We start from the raw sequence: 268 nt of genomic DNA, 5'->3' as shown, positions 1-268 counted from the left end.
GGCAGCCACGATGTGCCGCTGGCCTGGCCGGGCCTGGCGCACTTTCTGGAACACCTGCTGTTTCTCGGGACCGAGCGCTTTCCTGTCGAACTGGGGCTGATGGCCTATGTACGGGCCCAGGGCGGGCAACTGAACGCGCGAACCTGCGAACGTGCCACCGAGTTCGTTTTCGAGCTGCCGGCCAGCGCCTTTGCCGGTGGCCTGGAACGTCTGTGCGAGATGCTCGCTCAACCGCGCATGAGCCTGGAGGACCAACACCGGGAGCGGG

1 protein-coding gene is annotated in these 268 nt (G+C 66.4%); it reads left to right on the top strand.

Features of this window, described 5'->3' with window-relative positions:
• Positions 1 to 268: insulinase family protein (locus SB756_RS30710; RefSeq protein ID WP_410913321.1), on the top strand; the 268-nt coding region annotated here is incomplete at both ends.

It is taken from the genome of Pseudomonas sp. SIMBA_068 (assembly GCF_046534705.1).
Classification (GTDB): Bacteria; Pseudomonadota; Gammaproteobacteria; order Pseudomonadales; family Pseudomonadaceae; genus Aquipseudomonas; species Aquipseudomonas putida.
Note: the sequence above shows the minus strand (reverse complement) of the source record. Positions and strands in the feature narration are given on the sequence as shown.